A 26077-nucleotide genomic window follows, 5' to 3' on the forward strand; every position below is an offset into this window, starting at 1 on the left:
GCCCGGCAACCCAGGAGCAAGAGATCGAGGGCCAGCGGTTCCCGCCGGCACTGTCCTTTCGCGCGCCCTGGTGCTAACGTCATCTTGTTCAGTTGACTTATATCTAGGAGAGTGAGATGAATTCTCGAGATCTCCGGCGGATGGTCCTCGTCGTGATCGGCGCGCTCGTCGCCCTCGTCGGATCCTTCATCGGGTCGGGCGCCGCGGGCGGTACGCCGATCCAGAACGCCGCCGGCGGCGCGCTCGCGGCCGACGCGACCCTGATCGCGCCTGCGGTGCCCGCATTCGCGATCTGGACACCGATCTACCTCGGCCTCGTCGGATACGCCATCTGGCAGTGCCTCCCGGCGCAGCGGAGCGATCCCCGGCAACGCCGGCTCGGCTACCCGATCCTCGCCTCCCTGATCCTGAATGCCGCGTGGATCCTGAGCATCCAGTTCGACCAGCTCTGGCTCAGCGTTCCCGTCATCGTGGCCCTGCTCGCGGTGCTCGTCTGGACCTTCCGGCTCACCCTGGCGTCACGCCCGAAGAACATCGTCGAAACGATCCTCGTCGACGGGACCATGGGCCTGTACCTCGGCTGGGTCTGCGTCGCGACCGCTGCGAACGTGACCGCCGTGCTCGTCGCCGCCGGCTTCACGGGCTTCGGGCTCGACCCCGACCTCTGGGCCGTCGCCGTCATCGCGGTCGCCGCGATCGTCGGCGGGTTGCTCGCGATCGCCGGCCACGGCCGCCTCGCCCCTGCGGCCTCCCTCGCCTGGGGACTCGGCTGGCTCGCCGTCGCGCGGCTGGGCGGCGCCCCGCTCTCCGTGCCCGCTGGCATCGCGGCCGTCGTCGCGGTGGTACTCGTGCTCGCCGTGACCGTCAGTGCGCGCCTGCGCATGGCCGAACTTCCCGTATCCCCACCGACCCGAACGGTAGTCGCATGACCGACCAGCGCCCAGCCACTCCCACGTCCCCCCTCGCCCGCACCGAGTCTCCGCGCCGCCGCTGGGCCGGCCTCGTCTTCATCAGCGTCGCCGTCGCGCTCATCATCGTCGACTCGACGATCATCAACGTCGCGATCCCCTCGATCGTGCGCGACCTCGCGATCACCTCGACGCAGGTGCAGTGGGTCCAGGAAAGCTACACCCTCGTCTTCGCCGCACTCCTGCTCGTCTTCGGCACACTGGCGGACCGGTACGGCCGACGCCGGATCCTGATCCTCGGCGTCGTGATCTTCGCCGCGGCATCCGTTCTCGCCTCGGCGGCCCAATCGGGCGACCTGCTGATCGGAGCCCGCCTGATCCAGGGCATCGGCGGCGCCATGGTGCTTCCGACCACCCTGTCGCTGATCAATGCGAACTTCCGCGGGCGGGACAGAGGCATCGCCTTCGCGATCTGGGGCTCCACGATCGGCGGCATGGTCGCCGTCGGGCCGCTGCTCGGCGGCTGGTTGACCACGTACTTCTCCTGGCGGTGGGCCTTCGGCATCAACGTTCCCCTCGGCGTGATCATCATCATCGGGGTGCTGGTCTTCGTCACCGAGTCGAAGGACGCCGGTGAACCTCGCCGGGTCGACGTCGTCGGCGCCGTGCTCTCCGTGCTCACGAGCGCGACCCTCGTCTTCGGGCTCATCGAGGGACGCAGCTATGGCTGGTGGCTCACCAACAAGCCGATGGTGATCGGCGGCTTCACCTGGCCGTACGAGATCTCGCCGATCCCGATCGCCTTCGCGATCACCCTTCTCGCCGGCACGGCGTTCATCCTCTGGGGCCTCTCCCGTCAGCGCGCCGGAAAGACCACCCTCCTCGCGTTCTCCCTGTTCCGCATCGCGTCCTTCCGCAATGGGAACATCGCGGCCATGATCGTGTCGCTCGGCGAGTTCGGCATCATCCTGTCCCTGCCGCTCTGGCTGCAGAACGTGCTGGGCTATGACGCCCTGCAGACCGGGTTCGTGCTGCTCGCGCTCGCGATCGGCTCCTTCGTGGCGAGCGGTTTCGCCGGCGCATACGGCAACCGGGTCTCCCCGGAAACGATCGTCCGGGTCGGAATCGTGCTGGAGATCGTCGGCGTCGCCGGACTCGGCCTCGTGATCACCGCGGATGCGAGCTGGCTGGCGATCGTGCCGTTCCTGTTCGTCTACGGCATGGGTGTCGGTCTCGCGACCGCCCAGCTGACCGGGGTCGTGCTCAAGGATGTGCCGGTCGAGAAGAGCGGCCAGGGCTCAGGCACCTCCTCGACCGCGCGCCAGATCGGCTCCGCGCTCGGTATCGCGGTGCTCGGCACCGTGCTGTTCACCTCGGTCGGCGCCTCGCTCGACGCGAAACTCGCGGACGTGCCCGGGTTACCCGAGTCTGCGCGCACCCAGGTCGTCGACGCGGTCGTGGACAGCGCCGGGGCGGCGATCCCCGCTCTCGACGCACAGAGCCCTGCCGTGGCCACCGCCGCGCGCGACGCCTTCAGCGAGGGCACCCGGTACTCCGCATTCGCGGCGGCCGGATTCCTCGTCATCGGCCTGCTCGCGACCCTGCGGCTCTCCGGGACCGCGCCGTACCGCGACGGACGCGAGCCCGAAGCGGATGCCGGTGCCCCGGCATCCGTCGCCGTCACCCCGGCGGACAAGCCGGTCTGACGCAGCGGACGCCGGGTTCCTGGGGCTAGGAGGCCGACCTCGGCGTCTCCGTGTTCCGGCGGGCGGGCTGCGGCTTCTGGTACGCCAGTTCCCCGCCCACCCTGCCGCCGTATGGACGACCGTGATCGGCGAATTCCTCGCGGAAGAACGCCATCCGCCACGGCCCGAGTTCGATGCGTGCTCCGGTGCGCAGAATTCGGCCCCCCTCCGACGAACGGCTTCCGTCGATGCCCGGGGACTCCGCTCCCGGTGCAACGGGCCCGAGGTAGAACAGCACGTACTCGTCGTTCTGGTCGTGCCGGATCTCGGCGTGGATGGGGGCGAGACCGTCGAGCCTCAGATCGGCGTCCGGGCTCGATCCGATCCTGGTGGTCTCCGGCTTGAGGTCGAACTGACGGGGCGGCGTGCCGTCCCAGTTCTCCGACCCGACGACGAAGATCAGTCGGGGCCGTCCGGATCCGCGGGTGTAGTGCGTGGTCGTCACCGTGCGCCGGATGCGCCGGTCGAGCGTCGGCACCAGCGGGAAGAGGGTGGACGGCGGCAGGGTCACGACCGGCGCCGGTTCTGCCTCGGCGGCGCGCCTGCGACGCCGCAGCAGCGGCGCCAGCGCCGCCCGGGTGCCGAGGGCGACATGCGCTGACCCGGTCAGGAGGCGCTGCAGGCGGGGAGCCTGGATCGCTCCGAGCCGGACCACCAGCCCGTCCGGGCCGCTCATAGACACGGAGAGCCCCCGTTCGGCCAGGTCTGCCGCGAGGGTGCGGACCTCCTTGAGAGTGATCGTCCTCGTCTGCAGGAAGAGCTCTGGCCTGCTCGCGAAGATCTCCACGTCGGTTCCGGCGGCGGTGATCGTCCCCTGCATCCGTTCGCCGCCGTGCTGGCCGTCCGGCTCGGCAAGGGAGAAGGCGAGATCGATATCCAGGCGGGTGGTCGTTGCCATGGTCAGTGGGCAGCGGACTCGACGGCTGGGCCTTCGCTGGTCGTGACGCGGAGGGTCCCGTTCAGCTTCCACGTCGCCCGCGGGGCGTCCGGTCCGATGTCCCGCGGGACTTCGACGGCCATGTCGATGAAGGTGTAGTTGATCACGGCGCTCTTGCCGGTCAGGTACGACCACATCTCCTTCCCGAGATCGGTCCAGTCCTGGATGATGTGGCCGTCGGGGCCCGACGCCGTCCCGGCCGTGTCGTCGGTCGTGCTCGTGCTGGTGGTTTCGCTCACGGTGTGTCCTTCTGAATTCGTCGATGAGAATGCGGAGTCCGACGTCGAGGAAACCCTCCGGGGCACCCCGTGAGAGGGAAGCCCGGCCACGCCAACACTGCCGTTGGGTCGAGGCTAATGGGCCACTCCGCACAGCGGGGGATTGCACAGACGGCTCACAGCAACCCGGTGTCGGTCGTTTCGGTTAGCCTCGGGGCAGATCCTTTCGGGAGGCCGTCGTGTTCCTGCTTGACCCAGTCACCGTCGTGTACTCGGCGAGCGACCTGAGCGCGGCCGCGGTCTGCGAATGGGCCGTGATGCGCCGGCTCGACGCCCGCCTGGGGCGGATCGACCCGGTTCCGGACGCCGTGGACGCCATGCTCGCGCGCACCGCAGAACTCGGCGACGCCCACGAGCTGCGGATGCTGAACCGCCTCCGTTCGTCCGGGCCCGTCGTCGAGATCGAGCGTCCCGCCCGCGCCGGGCGCACCGAGATCCTCGACGCCGCCCGGCTGAGTGCGGCGGCCCTCCGCGCCGGCGTCGCTGTCGTGTTTCAGGCCGCCTTCTTCGACGGGCGCTTCCTCGGGTACGCGGACTTCATCATCCGCTCGCCGGAGCCGGGCGATTCGGCGGGAAGCGCCGCGGCGGGGCCCCGCTATGAGGTCTACGACACCAAGCTCGCCCGCTCGGCGAAGGTCACCGCGCTGCTGCAACTGGCGGCGTACAGCGACCAGCTCGAACGCCTCGGTATCCGCACCGGCGACCGGGTGCACCTCCTGCTCGGCGACGGACGCACGAGCTCGCACCGGCTGGCAGACATCCTGCCGGTGTACCGGACCAGGCGGGCCAGACTCGAAGACCTGATCGACGACCGCCTCGCCGACGCCGTGGCGACCCCCTGGGGCGACCCCCGGTACGTCGCCTGCGGTCGCTGCGCGGTCTGCGAGGAACAGGTGCAGCTGCACCGTGACGTGCTCCTCGTCGCCCAGCTGCGCCTCACCCAGCGTGCCCGCCTGCGTGTGGCGGGTATCAGCACGATCGAGGAGCTCGCCGTGTCGACCGGGCCCGTTGCCGGCATCACCGATCCGACGCTCGCGACCCTGCGCGCACAGGCCAGGCTGCAGCTCGACCCGCACCCCGGCCGGCCACTCGCGTGGCAGGTGACTAACCCGCGGGCCCTCGCCGCCCTGCCGAAGCCGAGCCCGGGGGACATCTTCTTCGACTTCGAGGGCGACCCCCTGTACCAGGAGGGTGCGGACGAGACGTCGGCCGGGACCGTCGTGTGGGGGCTCGACTACCTGTTCGGCCTCGTCGAAGCCGACGACACCTTCCGCGCGTTCTGGGCGCACAGCCACGCCGAGGAACGCCAGGCCCTCATCGATTTCCTCGACTACGTGCGGGAGCGCCGGGAACGCTACCCCGACCTGCACATCTACCACTACGCCCCCTACGAGCGCACCCACCTGCTCAGCCTCGCCGCCCGGCACGGCGTCGGCGAGGATGCCGTCGACGACCTGCTCCGCAACCACGTGCTCGTCGATCTCTACCCGGTCGTGCGGCAGGGCCTCCGGGTCGGCAGCCGCAGCTACTCCCTCAAGAAACTCGAGCCGCTCTACATGGGGGAGGAGGCCAGGGAGGGTGTCGACAATGCCGCAGACTCGATCGCCGAGTACGCGCACGCGGGCGAGCTCCTCGCCGCCGGCGAGGCGGATGCCGCCGCGGCCGTCCTCGAGGACATCGCGCGCTACAACGCCTACGATTGCCGTTCGACGAGGCGGCTTCGGGACTGGCTCCTCGACCGGGCCGCAGAGGAGGGTGCCTGCGACGACGGTGCCGCCGGACACCTCGCCACACCCGGCGAGTTCCCGATCGCGGTCCCCGAGCGGGAACCCGACCCGGTCTACCTCGAACTGACGGCCCTGCTCGACCAGGTACCGCCGACCGGCCGCACGAGCGACGAAACCGCGCTCGCCCTCGCGGCGGCGGCGATCGACTACCACCGCCGCGAACAGAAGTCGTTCTGGTGGGACCACTTCGCCAGGCTCGCCTCGCCCCTCGAGGACTGGTCGGACACCAGGGACGTCTTCGCGGTCGTGCGAGCCACCGTCGAGATCGGCTGGCACCGCGAGGGCAGGCAGGTCCTCGACCGTCGCCTGCTCCGCCTCGAGGGCACTCCGGCACCCGGAAGCTCGTTCAAGGCCGGACAGCAGCCGTTCCTCGTCTACGACCCGCCGTATCCGCCGATCCGGCGGAGCGACGAGCCGGGTGCCCGCACCGCGCACAACAAGGCGACAATCGTGCAGGTGGGCGCGGACGGCGGCTTCGGCGCTGCCCTCGGCGCTGCCCTCGACGACGGTGTGATCTTCGTCGACGAGATCCTCGAACGCGACGCGCCCCACCACGACGCGCTCCCGGTCGCGCTGACTCCGGGAACCCCGCCGCAGCCCGGCAGCCAGGTCGGCGCGATCTCGCAGTGGGGCAGGGCCGTGCTGACCGCGTGGCCGCTCCCGCTCGCCGATGCCGCGTTCGACATCCTGCGCCGGGTGCCGCCGCGGCTGCGCGCGGGTGCCGGCCTCCCCGCCGTCGCCGCAGGAGACACCCAGGGCGCCATCCTGGAGGCCGTGCTGGACCTCGATCACTCGTACCTCGCGGTTCAGGGCCCGCCAGGAACCGGGAAGACCTTCGTCGGCTCTCGGGTGATCGCGGAGCTCGTCGTCCGGCACGGCTGGAGGATCGGCGTCGTCGCTCAGTCCCATGCCGCGGTCGAGAATATGCTGCGCGCGGTGGTCGACGCGGGCGCCGAGTCCGGGCTCGACCCGGACCGCGTCGGCAAGAAGCCGAAGAAGGGCGAAGAAGCCACCGTCGTTCCCTGGCTCTCCCTCGATGTGAAGAGTCTCACCGCTTTCACCGGCCGGCCGGGCGGCTGGGTACTCGGCGGGACAGCCTGGGACTTCAGCAATGCCGATCGGATCCCGCGCGGCTCCCTCGACCTGCTCGTGATCGACGAGGCCGGCCAGTACTCCCTCGCGAGCACGATCGCCGCGGCCGTCTCCGCCGAGCGGTTGCTGCTCCTCGGCGACCCGCAACAGCTTCCGCAGGTGAGCCAGGGCACTCACCCCGAACCCGTCGACCTCTCCGCGCTCGGCTGGCTCACTGACGGGCATCGGGTGCTCCCCGCCGAACTCGGGTACTTCCTCGCGACCAGCTGGCGGATGCACCCGGCCGTCTGCGCGCCCGTCTCGGCGCTCTCCTACGAGGGCAAACTCCGTTCGCACTCCTCGGACCGCAGCCTCGCCGGGCTGGAACCCGGGCTGCATCCCGTTCCGGTGCGCCACACCGACAACGCGACCTCGTCCGTCGAAGAGGCGGATGTCGTGGTCGGGCTCGTGCGGAACGCCCTCGGCCGGCCGTGGACATCCGCCGGGCGAACCGCCCCGCTCGGTGAGGCGGACGTGATCGTGGTCGCGCCATACAACGCCCAGGTAGGGCTGATCCGGGAACGGCTCCGGGCGGCGGGTCTCTCCGCGGTTCCGGTCGGCACGGTCGATAAGTTCCAGGGCAGGGAGGCCGCGGTCGCGATCGTCTCACTCGCGGCATCGTCTGCGGAGGAGGTGCCGCGCGGCCTCGAATTCCTGCTGCTCGCGAACCGGCTCAATGTCGCCATCTCGCGCGCCCAGTGGGCGGCGTGGCTCGTCTACTCGCCCGCGCTCACGGACTCCGTACCGCACAGCGTCGAGGCCCTCACCCAGCTGAGCGCCTTCATCACCCTCGTCGACGGGCAGACGAACGTCGGGTAGAAGAACGACGGGCAGACGAGCGGCGGGCACAAAAAAAGGAAGCACCCTCGACTGCCGAGGGTGCTTCCTGTAATGCGGGTGGGGTGCTACTCGGCGTCGAGGTCCGTCTCGAGGATCTTCACGAGGGATTCGAGCGCCTCGTCGGCGCCGTCGCCTTCCGCACGCAGCACGACGACGTCGCCGTTGGCCGCGCCGAGGCTCATCAGGCTCAGGATGCTCGAGGCGTCCATGGCGTCTTCAGCAGGCTCGCCCTCCATCGCGATGGTGACCTCGATCGGCAGTTCGCCGACGGCGGCCGCAAAAATGGATGCGGGACGGGCATGCAGGCCGACTCGGCTGGCAATGGTGGCGGTGCGTTCGGACATAATTCCTCCTGGTTGATACTCGACGACGGTCGTGCTCGACGATACTGCGGGCTGACTGGAGTGGTGCGGGTGCGGTTACGCGCGTGCGGTCACAAACCCAACTCTTCAAGTATGGGCAATCCGGCGCGCACGCGCTTGCGGGCCTCTGTCGGATTCGGTGCGGATACCGCGAGGGCCGCGAGCTTCCTGGCGTCGTCGAGGGTGACGGACTTCAGTACGGCTCCGACCGCGGAGAGAGACCGCGACGTCATCGACAGGGTTGCCACGCCGAGTCCGACGAGCACGACGGCGAGCACGGGGTCGGCTGCGGCCTCGCCGCAGACGCCGACGGGCTTGTTGTTGCCTTCGGCGATGGAGCCTTCGACGGTGAGGCCGATGAGCTTCAGCACGGCCGGCTGCCACGGGGAATTCAGTGCGGCGAGCGTGCCGAGCTGGCGGTCGGCGGCCATCGTGTACTGGGTGAGGTCGTTCGTGCCGAGGCTGACGAAGTCGACCTCGCCGAGGATCCGGTCCGCCAGAAGGGCGGCGGAGGGCACCTCCACCATGACGCCGGGGATCTTGAGCCCGGCGGTCGCGCACATCGCGGCGAACTCGGCGGCTTCCTCAGGAGTCGCGATCATCGGGGCCATCACCCAGACGAGTGCGGCGGAACCTTCGGCGGCCTGGGCGATCGCGGTGAGCTGGCGGGCCAGGACACCGGGCGTGGTCAGGTCGGTACGGTAGCCGCGCACGCCGAGCGAGGGGTTGGGCTCACTCGTGTCGGTCAGGAACGGCAGTGGCTTGTCAGCGCCGGCGTCGAGGGTGCGCACGACGACCTTCTGGCCGGGGAACGCGTCGAAGACGCCACGGTAGGCGACGACCTGTTCTTCGATCGTGGGCTCGGTCTCGCGCTCGAGGAAGCAGAACTCGGTGCGGAGGAGTCCGACGCCCTGGGCGCCGGCCTCGGCGGCCTTGACGGCATCCTTGGCCCCGCCGACGTTGGCGAGCAGGGGGACGAGGTGGCCGTCGGCGGTGCGGCCGTTGCCATCGAAGACGGCGAGGATCGCTGCGGCGGTCTTCCACGCCTCGACTGCGGCGATTTCCTCGGCGCCGGGCTCGAGGGAGAGGGTACCGGCACCGCCGTCCACGAACACCTCGGTTCCGTCTTCGAGGGCGTCGACGCCGGGGGCCGCGACGATGGCCGGGAGGCCGAGGGCGCGCGCGATGATGGCGGTGTGGGACTGCGGCCCGCCGCCGGAGGTGACGAGGGCGAGGATCTTCTCCGGGTCCAGGGTGGCGGTGTCTGCGGGGGCGAGGTCTTCGGCGACGAGGATGAAGGGTTCGTCGGAGAGGGGGATGCCCGGCGCGGGCACACCGCGCAGCTCGGCGACGATACGGGCGCGGACGTCGAAGACGTCGGTGGCGCGATCGGCCATGTAACCGCCGAGGTTGATCAGCATCTCGGCGACGGAGGCGCCGGACTCCCAGATCGCGCGCTCGGCGGAGGTTCCGGTGTTGATGTGCTTGATCGCGGCCTTGATCAGCATCGGGTCGGTCGCCATCAGTGCGGTCGCCTCGAGGACGGCCTTGCTCGCGCCGGTCGCTCCCGCTGCGCGGTTCTGCAACTCGACCTGGACGGCCTTGGCGGAGGAGCGCAGCAGCGCGGTTGCGGCATCCGCAGACAGGGACGGGGACAACCGTTCTCCGGCCGGGGGTTCACTGACCGGTTTGGGCATCCGCCGAATCGATCCGATGATCCGTCCGGGACTGACGCCCACGCCGGAGAAGTTCTGCTGCACGGTTTAACCTCTATTCTTGCGTGGGAATTGGTTGCCCACGGTAACGATATTACGCGGCGGCCGGTACGGATCACGTATCGGCCGCCGCGTTTTCATGCGGTGATGCTACTACTTGCTGGTTATGCGGTGACGAGAACCGGGGCTTCCACTCCGGTGGTGACCTTCTTGGTGGTGTACCGCTTCAGTGCGATGACGGCGAGGCCTGCGACGACGGTGCCGATCGCGATGGCCAGGGCGAAGAGAGCGAAGCTGTCGATCGCGAAGAAGACGAAGATGCCGCCGTGCGGGGCCTTGCTCGTGACACCCCAGGCCATCGACAGGGCACCCGTGACACCGGCACCGAGCATGCTCGCCGGGATCACGCGCAGCGGGTCTGCCGCGGCGAACGGAATGGCACCCTCGGAGATGAAGGACGCACCAAGCAGCCAGGCCGCCTTGCCGTTCTCACGTTCGATCGGGCTGAACAGCTTCTTGTCGAGCACGGTGGCCAGGGCCATCGCGAGCGGCGGAACCATTCCGGCTGCCATCACGGCGGCCATGATCTGCCACGGGGCCTGGTTGACCACGGTTGCGGTGCCGAGGCCGGCGACGGCGAACGCGTACGCAACCTTGTTAACCGGGCCGCCGAGGTCGAAGCCCATCATCAGGCCGAGGATCAGGCCGAGGACGATCGCCGCGGCGCCGCTCATGCCGGTGAGCCAGGTGTTCAGCGCGGCGGTGAGCCAGGCGATCGGGCCACCGAGCACGAGGAACATCAGCCCGGAGGCGACGATCGAGGCGATCAGCGGGATGATCACGACGGGCATCAGGCTGCGGAGCCAGCGCGGAACGTTGAGCCGCGCGAAGCTGGCCGCTGCGACACCGGCGAGCAGGCCGCCGGCGATGCCGCCGAGGAACCCTGCGCCCATGAACCCCGCGACGGCACCGGCGACGAACCCGGGAGCGATACCCGGCCGGTCGGCGATGGCGAAGGAGATGTAGCCGGCGAGGGCGGGAACCAGGAAGCCCATCGACAGGGCGCCGATCTTGAAGAAGACCGCGCCGAGGTAGATCGCGAGGCCACCCTCCGGCAGGTTGAAGAGACTGTTCTGCAGGGTCACGACGTCGGCGATCTTGGTGATCTCGTAGCCGCCGAGGAGGAAGCCGAGGGCGATCAGCAGACCTCCGCCTGCGACGAACGGGATCATGTAGCTGACACCGGTGAGGAGTGCGCGCTTGACCTTCTGGCCGAAGTGCTCGTTCTTCTCGTCGACCTCCGCTGCCCCGGCGGTTCCGCCGACGCGGCGGGCGTTCGGGTTCTGGGAGGCTGCGATCGCGTCCGCGATGAGCTTGGCCGGTTCGTCGATGCCGCGCTTGACCGGAACCTGGATGACGGGCTTGCCCGCGAAACGCTCGCGACCGCGGACGTCGACGTCGACCGCGAAGATCACGGCGTCGGCGGCGGCGATGATCGCCGGGTCGAGCATGGTGAGTCCGGCAGACCCCTGGGTCTCGACCTGCATCTCGACGCCGGCGGCTTCCGCGGCGGCCGAGAGGGCCTCAGCGGCCATGTAGGTGTGCGCGATGCCGGTGGGGCAGGCGGTGACGGCGACGAGGCGCTTCACGCCGGTGGACGTCGACACCGCGGGGGCTGCCGCGGCGACGCCGGCGGCGACGGGAACGGGAGAGACGACGTTGGTGACGAGCTCGACGATTTCCGCGGGCGTCTTCGCCGCGCGCAATGCGGACGTGAAAGCGGGCTTCATCAGCGAGCGGGACAGCTTCGCGAGGATCTTAAGGTGTTCCTGGTCCGCGCCTGCCGGCGCTGCGATCAGGAAGACCAGGTCCGCGGGGCCGTCTCCTGCACCGAAGTCGACCGGGGTCGACAGCCGGGCAAGCGCGAGGGTCGGCTCGGTAACGGCGGCGGAGCGGCAATGCGGGATGGCCAGGCCGCCCGGGATGCCGGTGGCCGTCTTCGCTTCGCGGGCGAGAGCATCCGCGTACAGGCTCTCGATCTCGGTGGCCCGGCCTGCGCCGACAACGAGCTCGGCGAGTCGCCGGATGACGCTCGAGGGAGCGGCTCCGAGGTTCTTATCCAGAGCGACGAGCTCCGGGGTGATCAGTGCACTCACTGGACATCCTCCTTTGGATGGGTCAGCTGCGTCACGGTGACGTCGCTGGGCTTTGTTTGGTTCAGTGCCGGAACGGTTGATCCGGGCAAAGATGCGGCTGCGGCCCCGTGGGCCGCCGCCTGGCGGAGTGAATCGGGGGCGTTCCCGCCGGACAGGTCGCTGAGCAGGAAACCGGCCAGCGACGAGTCGCCGGCGCCGACGGTGCTCACGGCGACCATGGGCGGGGTCTGGGCGAGCCAGGACCCGTCCTTCGTCGTCAGCACGGCCCCCTGGGCGCCGAGTGTTGCGAGGACGGCGCCGACGCCGCCGGCGACAAGCCGGGCGGATGCCGTGGCGACCATGGCGGGATTGCCCTCGAGCGCCTCGGGGTCCGGGATGCCGGTGAGCTCGGCGAGTTCCTCACCGTTCGGTTTGATCAGGTCGGGGCCGGCGCCGACGGCGGCGGCGAACGGGGCGCCGGAGGAGTCGACGGCGACCTTCGGGGCCGCGGCTCCGTAGCGGGCGCGGAGCTTGCGGATGATGTCCGCGTAGAAATCGACGGGCGCGCCCGGGGGCAGCGAGCCGGCGAGCACGACCCAGCCCGCGCCATCCGCCCGGTCGAGCACGAGCTCGATGAGCTCGGTCTGCTGCGCGGGGGTCAGCACCGGGCCGGGCACGTTGACCTTGGTCGTGGTGCCGTCGGGCTCGGTGATGGCGACGTTGCTGCGGATGCTCGCACCGATCGGCATGCCGAGGTGCGGGATGCCCGCCTCGGTGAGCGCGATCAGGACGGGATCGAGGGCGTTGCCCGGCAGGATGGCGAGGCTCTCCACGCCGGAGGCCTCGAGGGCGCGGCAGATGTTGACACCCTTGCCCCCCGGCTCGACATGGCTCGCCACGGCTCGCTGTACCTCGCCGCGGGCGAGGACGCCGTCGAGCGAAATCGTGCGGTCCAGGCTCGGATTCGGGGTAAGCGTGATGATCACGCGATCACAACCTCTACGTCAGCCGCGGCGAGGGCCGCGGAAAGTTCCGGTGATGGGAGGGCGTCCGTGATGAGCACGTCGATGTCGCCGAGCGCGGCGAACCGCACCAGGGTTTCTTCGTCGAGCTTGGTGGAATCGGCGAGCGCGACGACGAGCCGTGCCGATCGGACGATGGCGGTCTTCACGGACGATTCGACGAGGTCGGGGGTGCTGAGGCCGAAGACGGCGTGCACGCCGTTGGCGCCGATGAACGCGATGTCGGGACGGAGACCCTCGAGCTGGGCGACCGTGCTCTGGCCGACGACCGCGCGGGTCAGGCCGCGGACGCGACCGCCGAGGAGGTGGAGCTGGATTTCCTCGTTGCCCGCGAGCTTGTATGCGATCGGAACGGCGTTGGTGATCACGAGGAGCTGGTCGTCGGGGCCGGCGGAGGTCCAGTCGGCGAGGCGGTCGGCGAGCAGTTCGGTGGTGGTGCCGGCATCGAGGATGATCGACCCGGACTGGCTGGTCGGGATCATGGCGAACGCCGCCGCGGCGATGCGCTCTTTCTCGTCGTGTCGCTGGGTCTGCCGTTCGGCCAGGCTCGGCTCGGACAGGCTGAGGCGGTCCAGGGCCACGGCGCCGCCATGGACTCGACGCAACTGCCGGGAACCCTCGAGCGTATCGAGGTCGCGGCGCACCGTTTCCGGGGTGATGTCGAAGCGAGTTGCAAGTTCATTGACGGTGACCCGGCTGGCGGTCGTGACGAGTTCGGCGATCAGCGCCTGCCGTTCTTCCGCAAACATGATACCTCCTCGTCTTTGAGTGACCCCCCGCCACCGCGCGGCCCGATCTCTTCGATCAGGATTGACACCACAATATCTGTGTTTCTTTTTGTTTGTCAAGGAAAACACAGAAGAACAAAGATGGATGCTGTTGGGCGGGCCGATCGGGCCGTGTCGGTGCAGGGCGGTAGCGTGACGACCATGAGGATCCTGCACACGTCGGACTGGCATATCGGGCGCACGTTCCACACGCACTCGACCCTCGACCATCTCCGGATCGTGCTGGACGCGCTCGTCGACGTGGTCCGCGATCGTTCGATCGATGTCGTCGTCGTCGCCGGCGATGTGTTCGACTCGGCGATGCCCTCAGCGGACAGCTACCTGCTCCTCTCGACGGCCCTCCGCGAGATCCGGCAGGCCGGCGCGCAGATCATCATGACGAGCGGCAACCACGACTCCGCCACCAGGCTCGGGTTCCAGTCCGAGTGGGCCGGCCTTGCCGGCATCCATGTGATCACCCGGCCCGAGCAGGTCGCGACGCCGGTCACCCTCACCGATGAGCACGGCCCCGTGCATTTCTACGGCATCCCCTTTCTCGAACCTGCACTGGTCCGCCACCTCTATTCCACAGAGACGCGCCCCGAGCAGGTGCTCAAGACCCACGAACAGGTGCTCACCTTCGTCATGGAACGGATCCGCGCCGACATCCTGGTGCGCGGCGGCCGCTCGGTCGTGCTCGCACACTGCTTCGCGGCCGGCGTCGCGCCCGCGAAGGAAGCGACCGACGTCGAGCGGGACATCACCGCGGGCGGGCTCGACCTCGTGCCGGTCAGCGTGTTCGAGGGCCCGGACTACGTCGCACTCGGGCACATCCACGGGCGAGCCAGGCTCGAAGATCGGGTGCGCTACTCCGGGGCGCCCCTGCACTACTCGTTCGCCGAGGCCGGCAAGCCCCGCGGAGCCTGGCAGGTGGACCTCGGCCCGGCCGGCAGCGGACAACAGAAGCAGGGGCAGGGCTCCGAACTCGAGATCGAGTGGGTCGCCCTCCCGGTTCCGCGGAGGCTCAGCGTACTCACCGGCGAGCTCGAGGAACTCCTCACCGCAGACAGGTTCACCGAATTCGAAGAGGACTGGGTGTCGGCCGTGCTCACCGACCAGGTCCGGCCGCTCGACGGCATGCGGGCACTCCAGAAACGCTTCCCGCACTGCGTCGCGCTCGAACACCGGCCGGCGGTCGTCATGGACACCGGAAGCGAGAGCTACGCCGAGCGGATCAACCGGCAGACCGATCCCGACATCGTCGCCGGGTTCCTGAGCTTCGTGCGCAACGGCGTCGGTGAGACGGAGTTCGAGCGGGACCTCGTCGCCGAACTGCTCGCGGCCGGGGAACTGAAGGAAGTCACCCAGTGAGGTCCGAGACCAGGAGGACCACCTCGTGAAGATCAAACGCCTGCGGCTCGCGGGATTCGGCCCGTTCAAGAACGAGCAGGTCGTCGACTTCGAGAGCTTCGATGACGACGGCATCTTCCTGATCACCGGCAAGACCGGTGCGGGCAAGTCGAGCATCCTCGACGCGGTCTGCTTCGCCCTCTACGGCAGCGTTCCGCGCTACGAGGGCACGGAATCGCAATTGCGCAGCGACCACTGCGAACCCGGTGATCCCACCTTCGTCGAGCTCGAGTTCGGCCTGAACGGGCACGACTATCGCATCTTCCGCACCCCCAAGTACCTCAAGGCGAAGAAGCGCGGTGTCGGCACGACCCCGTCCGCACCGGACGCCCGGCTCGAGATCCGGGACCTCGACGCGGGTGCCGGAGGCGGTGCTGTCGACGGCTGGCGGGGGATCGCGGCACGCCCGGTCGATGTCGGGAACGAACTCGCCCGCATCCTGCCGCTCAAACAGGACCAGTTCCTGCAGGTGATACTGCTCGCGCAGAACCGGTTCCAAAGGTTCCTGCTTGCCAAGACCGACGATCGCCGCGAGGTCCTGCGCACTCTGTTCGGCACCAGCAGGTTCCAGAGCCTGGAGACCGAACTCATCACGCGTCGGAAGGCCCTCGACGACGAACTCACCGGCGTGCGCGTGCGGCTCGATTCTCTCGCCGCCGCCGCCGCCCGGCACCTGCGCGTGGACGCCGGATCCGGCACCATCGCACCGGACCCGGCCTCGTTCGACGCGGCCGTCGCCGAACTCGAGCAGGCACTCGCCATCGCCGTCGCCGCGGCGGCCGGTGCGGACGCCGCACTGATCGACGCGACCGCGGGGGTCCGCACCGAGGAAGAGCTGCGTGCCCGACAGGACCGCAAGGTCGCCGCGGCAGCCACCCTGGCCCTGCTCGACGACCGCAGCGCCGCCGTCGACGTGGACCGTGAGGACCTTGCGGTCGCCCACCGAGCCGCCCGGGTGTGGCCCCAGATCGAAACCGAGGCCGCCGCTCTCGCCTCCGCCCTCGACGCAGCGCGGGCGGAGGCGGCGGCGCGGGAGAACTGGCTCGCGATCCATGGTTCCGACGCTGAGGACCAGCACGGTGACGACAAGTACGGTGACGACCAGGAGACCGTCCCGCTCTCCACCACCATCGACCTGCTCCTCGAACAGCTCGGGTCCCTCAACGACGTCCTCGCTGCCGAGGAGGAGCTGCCGGCCCTGGCCGCCGAGATCCTGGTGGCCGAAACCGGGCTCGCGAATGCCCAGTCCGCGCTCGACGAGCTGCAGGCCAGGATCGACGCAGCGCCCGCACAGCTTGACGATCTCGACAGGGACCTCGCCGTGCTCGCCCGCGACGCCGCCCTCGAACCGGAGGCCGTCGCCGCGCTCGCCCGCACCGAGGCCGCGGACGCGGCAGCCGCCGAAGCCGCCGCACTCGAGTCGGACCTCGATGCCGCACGCGGCCGGCATGCCGCGGCCGCGGCCGGGAATGCCGACGCCGCCGGGCACTACCGGAACCTCGTCGCCAAGCGACTCGCCGACCACGCCGGCGAGCTCGCCGGCCGGCTCGTCGCCGGCCAACCCTGTGGAGTGTGCGGTTCCCCGGTGCATCCGCACCCCGCGGCGGCACCAGGAGAGCCGGTCACCGAGGCCGACATCGAGGACGCCCTCGCCGACATGACCCGTGCCCAGGACGACCTCGAGCGCAGCAACGGCGACGTCCTCACTCTCGGTGCGCGCGCTGCGGCCGCCCGCGCCGCCGCCGGTCCAGGCACGGAAACCGACCGCGCGGCCTCACGCGCCGACGCGCTCACCGCACTCGAGAGCGCGCGCTCGGCGGCGGGGCGGGAAACGGAGCTCGGTGCCGAGCGGCTGCGGCTGCGTACCGAGCTCGACCACGCGCGCGCGACCTTGGCCGGGGCGCACTCCGGCAGGGACGAGGCCGCGACACGGCTTACCGAACTCCGTGGCCGCCGAATCGCGATCGAAGAACGGGTCGACCGCCACTCGGCGGGTTACGCATCCATCACCGAGCGGGCGGAGAGCCTGCGCGTCGAACTCGAGTCGGCGCGCACCCTCCAGGCGGCCCGTGCCCTCAGCGGCGAACGAGAACGTGCCCTCGACGCCGCCTCAGCGGCCGTGGCCGGTCGGCTCACGGCCGAAGGGTTCGCCGAAGAAGCGGAAGTCGTCGCCGCACGACTGACGCCGGCCGAGATCGCGGCGCGGGAGGCCGGCATCCGCTCCCACGACGATCAGCTCGCGGCGGTTCGCGCCGTGCTGGCCGAACCCGAGCTCGCCGACCTGCCCGATGCCGCGCTCGACCTGGAACCGGCCAAGGCCGCCCTGGCCGCCGCTGCCGAGGCCAGGGACGAGGCGTTCGCCGTGCAGGGGACTCTCGCCGTGCGCCGGGAGGAACTCGCCGTCGTCGTCACCGAGGCCCGTGCGCTCATCGCCACCTCGGCGACCCTGCTCGTGACCCAGACCCAGGTGCGGGAGCTCGCCGCGGTCGTGCACGGCGAGGAACCGAACACCAAACGGATGAAACTCGAAACCTACGTGCTCGCCGCGCAACTCGAGGAGATCATCCTCGCCGCGAACGGGCGCCTGCGGGACATGACCGGCGGACGGTACGCCCTCGAACACGACGATTCCCTGCAGTATCGCGGCACCCAGTCCGGGCTGGGACTCGCCATCCTCGACCAGCACACCGGCAGGGCCCGGCCGACCCAGTCGCTCTCCGGTGGCGAGACCTTCCTCGCCTCCCTCGCCCTGGCCCTCGGACTCGCCGAGGTCGTCTCGCATCAGGCCGGCGGAATCGCCCTGGACACCCTCTTCGTCGACGAGGGCTTCGGCTCGCTGGACAGCGAAACGCTCGAGACAGCGATGAGCACCCTCGACGGCCTGCGTGCCGGCGGCCGCACCATCGGCCTGATCAGCCACGTCGACTCGATGAAGGAACAGATCCCGGCGAAGCTCGCGGTCACCGTCACCGACCAGGGCTTCAGCGAAATCGCGAGCACGGCACTGGTCTGAAGCAGTACTGGTCTGAGGCCGTGCTCGCCTGACCGGCCCGCAGGTCCGGAGGGGCTCACAGTCGATGGGCGGGAGCCTCTGGGCCAGTACCTCGGCGCCTCATAGAGATCCGATAGCTTCCGGGACTTGGGTGGGAACCAGTCGCGACGGTCTGGCCGTCACCCGGAGGAAAAGGATCTCACAATGACTGGCACCGAACCCACTGGCACGGGATCCACTGGCGCGGAACCCACGGGCATCAGCCCCGCAGCACCCGTCGCCAATCCGGCCTTCCACCGGCCCCGCTTCCGGCCCGGCGTGATCGTCTCGCTGGGACTCGCCGCAGCCCTCGTCACCGCGACCACGGGTGCCGGCCTGTACTTCTCCTCGATGGCCGTCGCCCAGGTCGTCGCAGCAGCCTCGTCCTCGAGCAGCTCGTCCGGCACCGGCACGTCCGGCTCGGTATCGGGGTCCACCGGCTCAGCGGGATTCTCCGGTTCCTCCGCGACCCTCGGTACCGCCGGCCTGCGCCCCGGCGGGCCCTCCGACTACGGGTCCGGCACCGCATCCGCTACGACGGCGACCGCGCTCGACACCACCGCGGCGACGGACGCGCAGTCTGTCGGCGTCGTCGTCATCGATACCGTACTCAAGTACGAGAGCGCCGAGGCGGCAGGCACGGGCATCGTCCTCACGTCGAGCGGGGAACTCCTCACCAACAACCACGTCATCGACGGCGCGACGAGCATCAGTGTGACGGTCGTCTCGACCGGCGTCAGCTACGTGGCGGATGTCGTCGGTACCGATGCCTCACAGGACATCGCCGTGCTGAAACTCGAGAATGCCTCCGGGCTGATTCCCGCCACCCTCGACACGACCTCCACCGTCGCGGCGGGGGACGCGGTCACCGGGGTCGGCAACGCCGGCGGAACGAGTACCCTCACCGCGGCGGCCGGCACCGTCACGAGCGTGGGCCAGACGATCACCGCCTCGAGCGAGGACGCCTCGGACGCCGAGACCCTGACCGGCCTGATCCAGGTCGACGCGGACATCCAGTCCGGCGACTCCGGCGGGCCCCTCTACAACGCCGACGGTGAGGTCATCGGCATCGACACGGCGGCGTCCTCAGGAACGACGGCCATCAGCGGCTTCGCGATCACGATCGACGCCGCCCTCGACGTCGTCAGCCTGATCCACACCGGCGTCGAAACCAGCACGATCACGATCGGCTACCCGGCGTTCCTCGGGGTCGCGGTCGGTACGAGCGCGACGGCATCGACGGACACGGGCTCGGTCAACGGCCGCAGCTACCGCGGCAGCCTCGGCGCGGCATCCGGTACCACCGGCTCGACGGCCACGACCGGTGACTCGGCCGTGATCACGGCGGTCGTCGACGGTTCCGCCGCCGCCACGGCCGGGCTCGTCGCCGGGGACACCGTCACCCAGATCGACGGCACCACGATCGCCTCGGCCGCCGACCTCACCTCGACCCTCGCGGCAGACAACCCCGGTGACACGGTCACGATCACCTGGACGGACAGCGCCGGCGCAACCCACACCGCATCCGCGACCCTCACCGCCGGCCCCGCCGACTGACCCGCGCCAGCCTCCTCTCCCCTCCCCGCGAGAGCGGAGTTTTGGCCCTTAAATCGGCAGTTTAAGGGCCAAAACTCCGCTCTCGCGAGGGGGGACGGGGCGGGGACGGCGGCATACTGGCTGCATGACCCGGAACTGGAACCCGCTCGCGCTCGTGTACCTCGGCCTGAGCGTCGCCGGCCTGATCGGCACCTGGACGTACAACATCCTCTCGATCAGCCAGGCGCGCGACTACCTCGGCGACTGGACCGGCAGCGGCCCCTCGGTGTCGTCGCTCACGGTCGACCTGCTCGTGACGGCCGTGGCCGGCAGCATCCTGATCATCGTCGAAGCGCGCCGGCTCGGCATGAAGCGCGCGTGGCTCTACGTCGTCCTCGCGTTCGTCCTGGCCTTCGCGTTCAGCTTCCCGCTGTTCCTCGCGATGCGCGAGCGTCATCTGGCGGCGACACGGATGTTGCCGGATCTTCCACCGGAACAGCTGTCGAAGCCGTGACCCCCGTCGCATGCCCGGCCCGGCTCACGGAGATCGCCGCGGCCGCGAGGCCCGCGATGACAACGGCGATTCCGAGCACGTAGCCCAAGACGCTCGCATACCCGCCGGGTCCGGTCGGGTCGAGGAACGGGTAGGTGTAGAACCCGGTGGCGGCGCCGCGGATCACCGCGTAGACGACCCACGCGACCGGATACAGCAGGGCGAATCCCAGGGTCTTCCAGGCGAGGGCGGGCCGGCCGGGGGCGAGGAGCCAATCGACCAGGATGAGGATCGGCGCCCAGACGTGCAGGACCTCGTTCGGCCAGGCGATCCCGGTGAACCCGTCCGACACCACATTCCGCAGCAGTGCGTTGTAGACGACCGCGGTCACGATCGCGTAGCAGAGCCCCGACATCCTGATCCGGGTGAAGAGTTCCGGGTCTGCCCGGTAGCGGAGGGCCAGGGAACCACCCCACAGCAGGACGGCCGCGTTCACGAGGCTCGACTGCACCGTGAAATACCCGAAGTACTCCGTCGGCACAAAGGCGTCGTGCACGGCCTGGTCGACGATCTGGGTGAGCACACTCGCGAAGAGGAGCGCCCCGAGCGCGAGACGGAAGACCCCGAAGAGCCGTCGGTGGGTGGTCGCCGCTGCTGTTGCCATGGCACCACGATATCGGCGCGGCCGGGCGGCGACGACGGGCCGGGCTGGCGGGTTCAGAACGGGTTGAGCAGGCGGTGCAGGAATTGCCGGGTGCGTTCCTCGCGCGGGTGCCGGAGCACCTGCTTCGGATCGCCGTGTTCGACGATCCTGCCGCCGTCGACGAAGGCGATCTCGCTCGCGACCTCACGGGCGAATTCGAGCTCGTGGGTGACGATCACCATCGTCCAGCCCTCGATCGCGAGTTCCTTGATCAGGCGCAACACGTCTCCGACCAGCTCAGGGTCGAGGGATGAGGTGGGCTCGTCGAAGAGGAGAAGCTGGGGCCGGAGTGCGAGAGCCCTGACGATGCCGACCCGCTGCTGCTGGCCGCCGGAGAGTTCAAACGGGTAGGCATCCGTCTTGTCGGCCAGACCCACCCGGGTGAGGAGGGCGAGCGCCTCCGCGGTGACCTCGGCCTTCGGACGGCGCTGGACCACGACCGGTCCCTCGAGCACGTTCTCGAGCACGGTCTTGTGCGGGAACAGGTTGTAGTTCTGGAACACCATGGCCGACCGGTCGCGCAGGGCCGCGAGCTGCTTGTCGCGCGGGCCCCCCGCTGCGCCGAAGTCGACCGTCAGCTCGGTGCCCGTCCCGGTGCTCGTCGCGGTGCCGGCGGGTGCTGCGCCTGCGGCCTCGGGGTCTGCTTCCGCGGCGGTGATCGTGATCGTGCCGCCGTCCGCGGTCTCGAGCCCGTTCAGGCAGCGCAGAATCGTGGTCTTCCCCGAGCCGGAGGGGCCGATCAGGGCGAGCACCCGGCCCCTGCCGACGGTGAGGTCGATCGATTCGAGTACCCGGGTCGTGCCGAAGCTCTTGCGCAGGCCGCGCACGGTCAGCAGGGCAGCGGATGCCACTGGCGCCGTCCCGTCGCCGGGCTGCGGTTCGGTCTGCGGTTCGCGCGGCGGGTCGAGCGGGGTGTCAGTGGGCGACATAGCGGTCCAATCGCTTTTCGAGCCGGCTCTGCACGGTCGAGAGCACGAGGCAGATCACCCAGTACACGAGCGCGGCCTCGAGATAGAGCAGCATGAATTCCTGGCTGAAGGCCGCGACCTTCTGGGCCTGTCGAAAGAGTTCGGTGACGAGGATCAGCGAGGCGAGGGAGGTGTCCTTGACGAGACTGATGAAGGTGTTCGACAACGGGGGGACGGAGACGCGGGCGGCCTGCGGCAGGATGATCCGGGTCAGGGCCTTGCGGCGCGACATCCCGACCATCCACGCTGCCTCCCACTGGCCCTGGGGCACGGAGAGGATCGCGGCACGGATCACCTCGGCCGCGTACCCGCCGACATTGATGGAGAAGGCGATCACGGCGCTCGGCCACGGGTCGATCAGCAGACCCAGCGACGGCAGCCCGTAGAAGATCACGAAGAGCTGCACGAGCAGCGGGGTTCCCCGCACGATCGAAATGAACACCCGGGCGATCGCGGAGAGCCAGCGTAGCCGGGACAGCCGCATCAGCGCGAGGGCGAGGGCGAGCACGAGACCGAGCGCGAACGAGACGAGCGCGAGCGGAATCGTGCCCTGGATGGCGCCCATCAGGATCGGGCCCAGCGCGCTGAGGGCGAGATCCCAGTTCGACTGAGTCATCGGCTGGTTACTTCGAGACGTCGGCCCCGAAGTACTTCTCCGAGATCGAGGTCAGGGTACCGTCGGTGGCCAGATCGGCGAGGGCGGCGTCGACCGCGGTGGCGAGGGCGGTGCTGCCGCCGGCGAACGCGAGGGCGCTCTCCGACTTGTCGGTCGTCGTCGCGGCAACCTTGAGGCCGGAGGCGTCGTTGTTCTTCTTGTAATCGAGGAACGTCAGGTTGTCGTTGATCGTGGCGTCGACCCGGCCCTGCTCGACAAGGGCGACCGACTGGGCCCAGCCCTCGACGGCCTGGACGTTGGCGCCGCTCTGGGTGGCGAGAGTGTTCCAGTTGCTCGTGAGCGACTGCGCGGTCGTCTTTCCGGAGAGGCTGTCGAACGAGGTGATCGAGGTGTTGTCGGCCTTGACCACGATGACGCCGGTCGAGTAGGTGTACGGGGTGGAGAAGACGTACTTGGCGGTGCGCTCGGGAGTGATCGAGACCTGGTTGGCGATCGCATCGAAGCGGCCGGCCTCGAGGCCGGCGAAGATGCCGTCCCACTGCGTCTCCTGGAACGTGGCACTGACACCGAGCTTGGCCGCGACGGCCTTGACGACGTCGACGTCATAGCCGGTGATGTCCCCGGAACCATTCTCGTGGAACGAGAACGGGCGGTAGGTGCCCTCTGTGCCGACGGTGAGTGTTCCGGCCTTCTGCACCTTGGTGAGGGAATCGTCGGCGGTCGATGCGCCGTTCGTGCTTCCGGCAGTGCTTCCGGCGGTGCCGCCGGCGGCGCACGCGGTGAGCGACAGTGCCGCGAGGGTGACGATGGCTCCCGCGACGACCGCGGAGGAGAACTTGAGCTTCATGGGAGTGCCTAACGCGAATGCAGGGAATCGAACCGCCGGTTTGACGCTTCGGAAGGTGGAGGACCAGGGTGGCGGTCCTTCACGGGAGGGAGTCTCCGGGCCTGGTGCATTCACCGGGGACGTCCGAAGACTAACAAGGAGCAGGCGACTCCGACTATTCCCATGACGCGCGATGACGCCCCGCCGGCCGTTCTCCGGTATCGCGAACGGGGGTGGTCGACGGGGGTTTCGACCTTGTCGGCCGTGCGGCCGGGACGTATGCTGCGCGCATCCGATGTCGTCGCTCCTGTCAGGGAGGTCGCTGTGGTCACACCCGAACAGCACGATCGGTCCGCCGCTGTCCTGCTGGGGCTCGCCGCCGGGGACGCCCTGGCATCCGGCGACGACTTCGCGTGGTCCGAGCGGACGGCCGCCGCCGTGGACCTCGCGCTGCTCATGGCCGACGGCCGCGACCCCCGAGAGGCGGACCTCTGGGAGGAACTCGGCGCAGACGCCGAACCGGGAGCCTCGGGTCCGGGAGCCGCCGATCCGGAGGCGGTGCGGCTCGCGGCCGGCCGACGCCTGCTCCGAACGGCGCCCGTCGCACTCGCCCTCCTCGACGACCCGGTTGCGCTCGCCGAAGCCGCCCGGCTGGTCAGCTCCGGGCGCGGAACGGCGGTGACCGGATCGGATCGTACCGACGCCGACGCCGACACCGAGACCGACACCGGCGCCGGCGATGCGGCTGTGCTCTTCGGGCTCTCGCTCCGCGTGGCCATCCTCGAGGGCCGCCTCGATCCCCGGGCCGGACTCGCGACCCTGCCCGCAGAGGCGCGCGCCGCCTGGGAAGCCCACCTCGCTGCGGCCGGGCAGGGGCGGACGGTCGACGTGCAGCGCGTGGGCGCGGTCGGTGGCGTGCTGCAGGGCGCGTGGGCGATCCTCGGCGAGGCCGGTGCTGCGGATGCCTCGCTCGTCGAACAGGTGATCTCCCGTGCTGCGCACAGTGGCGCGGACCCCGCCAGCGTGGCCGCCGCCGGCGCACTGCTCGCGGGCCGGTGGGGACTCGAGGCCGTCCCGGTGGCCTGGCGCCGTCGCCTGCACGGCCGGCCGGGCCTGTTCGGCATCGACCTCGTGCGCCTCGGGATGCTGTCCACCCGCAGCGGGGTGCCGCACGACCCCGACGACCCCGCCCGGATGGACGTGCTGCGCTGAGGGTTTTGTAGACTCGACTGGGCTCCGCTCGCCGAATTCCCTGGGCGTCCCTCGAGAGGACAGCAGCAATGAGCCTGATCAGGCTGAACGACGTCAGTGTTCGATTCGAGAAGACGCAGATCCTGCGCGATGCCCATTTCCGTTTGGAGACTGGCGACCGCGTCGGCCTGATCGGGAAGAACGGGTCGGGGAAGACCACGATCCTCAAGCTGATCCTCGACCAGGTGGGACCGGACACCGGAACCGTCACGCTCGAAAGCGGCGTCTCGATCGGGTACTTCTCGCAGTTCTCCGAACTGGACGGCTCGTCCACGATCACCGAGGTCCTGCACGGCCTCTTCGCCCCGATCAAGGCCATCGAAGCCGAACTCGCGTCCATCGACGCGGCGATCGCCGTGGCCACGGACTACGACGCGCTCCTGCACCGCCAGGCCGAACTCTTCGAGGACATGGACCGGCTCGGCGGCTGGGACTACCCGCGCCGGATCGACACGGCACTCAGCACCCTCGGTTTCAACGAGGCCCACCGCGTCTGCGCGATCGACGAGCTCTCCGGCGGCTGGCGCAACCGGGCCGCGCTCGCCAAGATCCTGCTCGAGGACCCCGACGTCCTCCTGCTCGACGAGCCCACCAACTACCTCGACGTCGCCGGCGTCGAGTGGCTCGAGGCCTGGTTCCGCGACTTCCACGGTGCGGCGATCATCGTCTCGCACGACCGGAAGTTCCTCGACGCCGTCGTCACCCGCATCATCGAGGTCGAGAACTTCCACCTGCACGAGTACCCCGGCAACTTCGGCGAGTACGTCATCCAGAAGCAGTTCCGGCTCAAGACTCTCGAACAGCAGTTCGTGCACGAATCCGAACTCCTCGCATTCGAGTCAGAGGGGATCTCCGACCGCCGGGAGGCGGCGAAGGCCGCGAGCCGCACCCTCGACGGCCAGCTGGCTCAGATCAAGAAGGCGCGGGCTCCCCGCCCGGTCGACCAGATCATCACGGAGATCTACCGCGGCCTGCACGTCAAGGACGTGCTCTGCCGGGTCGAGGGCCTGAGCAAGTCCTACGGCGACAAGGCCCTGTTCTCCGACCTGAGCTTCGAGGTCCGGCGGGGCAACCGGATCGTGGTGCTCGGCGCCAACGGCAGCGGCAAGACCACCCTGCTCCGGGTCCTCGACGGCGAGGAGAAGGCCGACTCCGGGTCCGTGACCTGGGCGGGCGGCATCGCGCCGGTCAGCTACAACCAGGTCCTCGCCGAGCTCGACGAGAAGGACACGGTCACGCACGCGGTCAACGCCATGCCCGGCAGCCTCGCGTTCACCGCGACGCGCAAATCGGTGAACCGTTTCCTCGCGATGTTCCAGTTCTCCGAGGCCGACCTCAAGCAGACGATCGGGAACCTCTCCGGCGGACAGAAGGCGCGCGTCGCGATGGCGCAGTGCCTGCTCTCCGGGGCCTCCGTGCTGCTGCTCGACGAACCGACCAACCACCTCGACCTGTCGAGCACCCAGGTGATGGAGCGCGCCCTCGTGCACTTCCCCGGGGCCGTGGTCGTCGTCAGCCACGACAGGTTCTTCACGGACAAGATCGCCAACCGGTTCCTGGTCTTCGGCAGCGAGGCCGCCGAACCGGGCGAGATCGAGGTCAGGGTCGCCTGAGCT

At 69.6% G+C, this 26077-nt stretch carries 20 protein-coding genes; 9 read left to right on the plus strand and 11 right to left on the minus strand.

Going from position 1 to position 26077, the window contains the following annotated elements; genetic code table 11:
* The first annotated feature begins 116 nt into the window (after nucleotides 1–116).
* Together MQH31_RS04070 and MQH31_RS04075 are read left to right on the plus strand one after the other, a co-directional pair.
* Nucleotides 117–929 carry a TspO/MBR family protein gene (locus MQH31_RS04070; protein ID WP_243011016.1) on the plus strand — a complete coding sequence of 271 codons (813 nt, stop codon included), beginning with the start codon at nucleotides 117–119 and terminating at the stop codon, nucleotides 927–929.
* Nucleotides 926–2614: a DHA2 family efflux MFS transporter permease subunit gene (locus tag MQH31_RS04075; RefSeq protein ID WP_243011017.1), complete on the plus strand. Its 1689-nt coding sequence runs from the start codon at nucleotides 926–928 to the stop codon at nucleotides 2612–2614. Before MQH31_RS04070 ends, MQH31_RS04075 begins: the two co-directional genes overlap by 4 nt.
* Before the next feature lie 25 nt (nucleotides 2615–2639).
* On the opposite strand, the gene MQH31_RS04080 is transcribed toward MQH31_RS04075, so the two are convergent.
* A complete protein-coding gene (locus tag MQH31_RS04080) occupies nucleotides 2640–3551 on the minus strand; it encodes an FHA domain-containing protein (protein WP_243011018.1) in 912 nt (303 codons plus the stop codon).
* A 2-nt stretch (nucleotides 3552–3553) separates the two neighbouring features.
* Nucleotides 3554–3829, minus strand: a complete 276-nt coding sequence (locus tag MQH31_RS04085) for a hypothetical protein (protein ID WP_372488105.1) — start codon at nucleotides 3827–3829, stop codon at nucleotides 3554–3556.
* 218 nt (nucleotides 3830–4047) lie between these two features.
* Here MQH31_RS04085 and MQH31_RS04090 point away from each other — a divergent pair, with 218 nt between their 5' ends.
* Nucleotides 4048–7605, plus strand: coding sequence for a TM0106 family RecB-like putative nuclease (locus MQH31_RS04090; RefSeq protein ID WP_243011019.1), 3558 nt, complete (start codon nucleotides 4048–4050; stop codon nucleotides 7603–7605).
* Nucleotides 7606–7691: 86 nt separating this feature from the next.
* Here the strand turns inward: MQH31_RS04090 and MQH31_RS04095 are convergent, their stop codons facing one another.
* From MQH31_RS04095 to MQH31_RS04115, 5 genes are all read right to left on the minus strand, one after another.
* Nucleotides 7692–7970 carry an HPr family phosphocarrier protein gene (locus tag MQH31_RS04095; RefSeq protein WP_243011020.1) on the minus strand — a complete coding sequence of 93 codons (279 nt, stop codon included), beginning with the start codon at nucleotides 7968–7970 and terminating at the stop codon, nucleotides 7692–7694.
* 89 nt (nucleotides 7971–8059) lie between these two features.
* Nucleotides 8060–9748 carry a phosphoenolpyruvate--protein phosphotransferase gene (gene ptsP / locus MQH31_RS04100; protein WP_308196413.1) on the minus strand — a complete coding sequence of 563 codons (1689 nt, stop codon included), beginning with the start codon at nucleotides 9746–9748 and terminating at the stop codon, nucleotides 8060–8062.
* A 119-nt stretch (nucleotides 9749–9867) separates the two neighbouring features.
* Nucleotides 9868–11859: a PTS fructose transporter subunit IIABC gene (locus MQH31_RS04105; RefSeq protein WP_243011021.1), complete on the minus strand. Its 1992-nt coding sequence runs from the start codon at nucleotides 11857–11859 to the stop codon at nucleotides 9868–9870.
* The gene (locus MQH31_RS04110; RefSeq protein ID WP_243011022.1) at nucleotides 11856–12824 is read right to left on the minus strand and encodes a 1-phosphofructokinase family hexose kinase; all 969 of its coding nucleotides are present in this window, start codon (nucleotides 12822–12824) and stop codon (nucleotides 11856–11858) included. Before MQH31_RS04110 ends, MQH31_RS04105 begins: the two co-directional genes overlap by 4 nt.
* The gene (locus MQH31_RS04115) at nucleotides 12821–13609 is read right to left on the minus strand and encodes a DeoR/GlpR family DNA-binding transcription regulator (RefSeq protein ID WP_243011023.1); all 789 of its coding nucleotides are present in this window, start codon (nucleotides 13607–13609) and stop codon (nucleotides 12821–12823) included. Before MQH31_RS04115 ends, MQH31_RS04110 begins: the two co-directional genes overlap by 4 nt.
* Nucleotides 13610–13789: 180 nt before the next feature.
* Here MQH31_RS04115 and MQH31_RS04120 point away from each other — a divergent pair, with 180 nt between their 5' ends.
* From MQH31_RS04120 to MQH31_RS04135, 4 genes are all read left to right on the plus strand, one after another.
* Nucleotides 13790–14998, plus strand: a complete 1209-nt coding sequence (locus MQH31_RS04120; protein WP_243011024.1) for an exonuclease SbcCD subunit D — start codon at nucleotides 13790–13792, stop codon at nucleotides 14996–14998.
* A 25-nt stretch (nucleotides 14999–15023) separates the two neighbouring features.
* A complete protein-coding gene (locus tag MQH31_RS04125; protein WP_243011025.1) occupies nucleotides 15024–18050 on the plus strand; it encodes an AAA family ATPase in 3027 nt (1008 codons plus the stop codon).
* A 183-nt stretch (nucleotides 18051–18233) separates the two neighbouring features.
* On the plus strand, nucleotides 18234–19625 hold the full coding sequence (locus MQH31_RS04130; protein WP_243011026.1) for a S1C family serine protease: 1392 nt from the start codon (nucleotides 18234–18236) through the stop codon (nucleotides 19623–19625).
* A gap of 124 nt (nucleotides 19626–19749) precedes the next feature.
* Nucleotides 19750–20118 carry a DUF2834 domain-containing protein gene (locus tag MQH31_RS04135; RefSeq protein ID WP_134532833.1) on the plus strand — a complete coding sequence of 123 codons (369 nt, stop codon included), beginning with the start codon at nucleotides 19750–19752 and terminating at the stop codon, nucleotides 20116–20118.
* On the opposite strand, the gene MQH31_RS04140 is transcribed toward MQH31_RS04135, so the two are convergent.
* From MQH31_RS04140 to MQH31_RS04155, 4 genes are read right to left on the minus strand one after another with little or no spacing between them, the layout of a single operon-like run.
* Nucleotides 20024–20761 carry a Pr6Pr family membrane protein gene (locus MQH31_RS04140; RefSeq protein WP_243011027.1) on the minus strand — a complete coding sequence of 246 codons (738 nt, stop codon included), beginning with the start codon at nucleotides 20759–20761 and terminating at the stop codon, nucleotides 20024–20026. The genes MQH31_RS04135 and MQH31_RS04140 overlap by 95 nt on opposite strands.
* Nucleotides 20762–20814: 53 nt before the next feature.
* Nucleotides 20815–21729: an amino acid ABC transporter ATP-binding protein gene (locus tag MQH31_RS04145; protein ID WP_279238328.1), complete on the minus strand. Its 915-nt coding sequence runs from the start codon at nucleotides 21727–21729 to the stop codon at nucleotides 20815–20817.
* Complete coding sequence (locus MQH31_RS04150) at nucleotides 21716–22384, minus strand: amino acid ABC transporter permease (RefSeq protein ID WP_134532827.1); 669 nt, start codon at nucleotides 22382–22384, stop codon at nucleotides 21716–21718. The genes MQH31_RS04145 and MQH31_RS04150 overlap by 14 nt, the downstream gene beginning before the upstream one ends.
* Before the next feature lie 7 nt (nucleotides 22385–22391).
* On the minus strand, nucleotides 22392–23231 hold the full coding sequence (locus MQH31_RS04155) for a transporter substrate-binding domain-containing protein (RefSeq protein ID WP_243011028.1): 840 nt from the start codon (nucleotides 23229–23231) through the stop codon (nucleotides 22392–22394).
* Between the two features lie 303 nt (nucleotides 23232–23534).
* Here MQH31_RS04155 and MQH31_RS04160 point away from each other — a divergent pair, with 303 nt between their 5' ends.
* Nucleotides 23535–24422: an ADP-ribosylglycohydrolase family protein gene (locus MQH31_RS04160; RefSeq protein ID WP_243011029.1), complete on the plus strand. Its 888-nt coding sequence runs from the start codon at nucleotides 23535–23537 to the stop codon at nucleotides 24420–24422.
* A gap of 68 nt (nucleotides 24423–24490) precedes the next feature.
* Entirely contained in the window at nucleotides 24491–26074 is a 1584-nt protein-coding gene (locus MQH31_RS04165) for an ABC-F family ATP-binding cassette domain-containing protein (protein WP_243011030.1), read from the plus strand.
* Nucleotides 26075–26077: the final 3 nt, after the last annotated feature.

This window comes from Cryobacterium zhongshanensis, from assembly GCF_022760445.1.
Taxonomy (GTDB): Bacteria; Actinomycetota; Actinomycetes; order Actinomycetales; family Microbacteriaceae; genus Cryobacterium; species Cryobacterium algoricola.

Coding starts and splice junctions, on each gene's coding strand:
- MQH31_RS04070 (WP_243011016.1), top strand. CDS start 117: ATGAATTCTCGAGATCTCCGGCGGATGGTCCTCGTCGTGATCGGCGCG.
- MQH31_RS04075 (WP_243011017.1), top strand. CDS start 926: ATGACCGACCAGCGCCCAGCCACTCCCACGTCCCCCCTCGCCCGCACC.
- MQH31_RS04080 (WP_243011018.1), bottom strand. CDS start 3,551: ATGGCAACGACCACCCGCCTGGATATCGATCTCGCCTTCTCCCTTGCC.
- MQH31_RS04095 (WP_243011020.1), bottom strand. CDS start 7,970: ATGTCCGAACGCACCGCCACCATTGCCAGCCGAGTCGGCCTGCATGCC.
- MQH31_RS04115 (WP_243011023.1), bottom strand. CDS start 13,609: ATGTTTGCGGAAGAACGGCAGGCGCTGATCGCCGAACTCGTCACGACC.
- MQH31_RS04120 (WP_243011024.1), top strand. CDS start 13,790: ATGAGGATCCTGCACACGTCGGACTGGCATATCGGGCGCACGTTCCAC.
- MQH31_RS04130 (WP_243011026.1), top strand. CDS start 18,234: ATGACTGGCACCGAACCCACTGGCACGGGATCCACTGGCGCGGAACCC.
- MQH31_RS04135 (WP_134532833.1), top strand. CDS start 19,750: ATGACCCGGAACTGGAACCCGCTCGCGCTCGTGTACCTCGGCCTGAGC.
- MQH31_RS04140 (WP_243011027.1), bottom strand. CDS start 20,761: ATGGCAACAGCAGCGGCGACCACCCACCGACGGCTCTTCGGGGTCTTC.
- MQH31_RS04145 (WP_279238328.1), bottom strand. CDS start 21,729: ATGTCGCCCACTGACACCCCGCTCGACCCGCCGCGCGAACCGCAGACC.
- MQH31_RS04150 (WP_134532827.1), bottom strand. CDS start 22,384: ATGACTCAGTCGAACTGGGATCTCGCCCTCAGCGCGCTGGGCCCGATC.
- MQH31_RS04155 (WP_243011028.1), bottom strand. CDS start 23,231: ATGAAGCTCAAGTTCTCCTCCGCGGTCGTCGCGGGAGCCATCGTCACC.
- MQH31_RS04165 (WP_243011030.1), top strand. CDS start 24,491: ATGAGCCTGATCAGGCTGAACGACGTCAGTGTTCGATTCGAGAAGACG.